At 67.8% G+C, this 1776-nt stretch carries 2 protein-coding genes; both read right to left on the bottom strand.

The annotated features are described in order from the left end of the window. Positions 1 to 53: 53 nt before the first annotated feature. Positions 54 to 1055, bottom strand: a complete 1002-nt coding sequence (gene trpS / locus ACFXA3_RS42100) for a tryptophan--tRNA ligase (RefSeq protein WP_385196741.1) — start codon at positions 1053 to 1055, stop codon at positions 54 to 56. A 514-nt stretch (positions 1056 to 1569) separates the two neighbouring features. Next, positions 1570 to 1776, bottom strand: a 207-nt coding sequence (locus tag ACFXA3_RS42095) for a hypothetical protein (protein WP_385196738.1), incomplete at its 5' end; no start/stop codon positions are given.

Below are 1776 nucleotides of genomic sequence, written 5' to 3'. Positions count from 1 at the left end.
GCCCGGAGCCCCGGCCCGGAGCCCCGGGCGGGAGCCCCGGGCCGGAACTCGGCTCAGGGCTCCAGCAGTCCGATCGCCCGGTAGGCCCGGTCCACGTACGGCCGCGCCAGCGTCCGCGCCCGCCCGGCCCCCTCCCGCAGCACCTTCTCCACCGCCGCCGGATCGGCCGCCAGCTCGGCATGCCGCTCCCGCACCGGCCGCAGTACCTCCACCACCGCGTCGGCGACGTCCCGCTTGAGGGACCCGTACCCGCTGTACCCGTCCGCGAGCACGGCCGGCTCGCCGCCGGTACAGGCCGCCAGCACGTCCAGCAGGTTCGCCACCCCCGGACGCGCCGCCCGGTCGTAGACGACCCCGCCGTCCCCGCTGTCGGTCACGGCCCGCATGACCTTCTTCCGGATCACCTCCGGCTCGTCCAGCATGAACACCACCCCGGGCCCCGCCCCGCCGGACTTCCCCATCTTCGACGTGGGGTCCTGAAGGTCCATGACCCGCGCCGCCACCTTCGGCAGCGTCACCTTCGGCACCGTGAACGTGTGCCCGTACCGCTGGTTGAACCGCACCGCCAGATCCCGGGCCAGCTCCACGTGCTGCCGCTGGTCCTCACCCACGGGGACCTCCTGCGTCCCGTACGCCAGGATGTCGGCGGCCATGAGCACCGGATACGTCAGCAGCGACAGCCGCACGCTCTCCCCGGTCGTCTGCGCCCGGGCCGACTTCTCCTTGTACTGCACCATCCGCCGCAGCTCCCCGTCGGCGGCGGTGCACTCCAGTACGTACGACAGCCGGGTGTGCTCGTCGACATGACTCTGCATGAACAGGGTGCATTTCTCCGGGTCCAGCCCGGAAGCGAGGAACAAGGTCGCGACTTGCCTGCTCAGCCGGCGCACCCGGGCCGGATCGTGCTCGACGGTCAGCGCGTGCAGGTCGACGACGCAGAACAGCGCCTCGTCCGGCTCCTGGTCGGCGGCGACCCACTGCCGGATGGCCCCCAGGTAGTTCCCCAGCGTCAGGTGCCCCGTCGGCTTGATGCCGCTGAAGATCCTCGTCGTCATGTCCTGTCTCCCTGTTCGTGGCTGGTGTCGGGGCCGCCGCGACGGGCGACCGAGCCACTCCCGGGAGGGGAGAAACAAAAACGGCCGCCGTGGCGGCGGCCGTGAGCGCATGCGTGCTCGCGTGGAAGGTCGGCCGCCGTCAGGCGGCCCACCAGCAGAGGCTGGGCGTGAGCGCATGCGTAGTCATGGGCCCTAGGCTAGCTCTTCAGGTGGCCCCTGTCTTGGAGTTGACACATGAGTCCGGGATCCGTAAGGTTCTTCGAGTTGTCCGACGTGAGCGCCGACTCCGGTCGGTCCCCGGACAGCCATCCCGCACCTACACATTCGAACGAACGACTTACCGTGTCGTCTCGTTTTCATGCGTATTTGCGAATGAGGAATCCGTGTCCGAGGACGCAGTCGCCGATTAGGTTCGGGGGCAAGGAATCCGCTACTGTCTCACTCGTCGCAAGGGCCCAACAGCCCGGGCGGACAGCAACAACTTCCGCTTCGCGGAAGGCCCGCTGACTGGGAGTCAGGCCCGAAAGGATCTGATAGAGTCGGAATCGCCGGAAAGGGAAAACGCGAAAGCGAAGGACCTGGAAAGCAAGCGGGACTGACTCTGATAGAGTCGGAAACGCAAGAATGAAGAACGAAAGCCCGGAGGAAAGCCCGCGAGGGTGAGTACAAAGGAAGCGTCCGTTCCTTGAGAACTCAACAGCGTGCCAAAAATCAACGCCAG

This window comes from Streptomyces sp. NPDC059456, from assembly GCF_042750055.1.
Classification (GTDB): Bacteria; Actinomycetota; Actinomycetes; order Streptomycetales; family Streptomycetaceae; genus Streptomyces.
The sequence above is the reverse complement of the archived record's forward strand: the minus strand, read 5'-3'. Positions and strand labels throughout refer to the sequence as shown.

Bases quoted from the DNA above. Each gene is read 5' to 3' on its own strand.
- trpS (WP_385196741.1), bottom strand. From the start codon at position 1,055: ATGACGACGAGGATCTTCAGCGGCATCAAGCCGACGGGGCACCTGACG.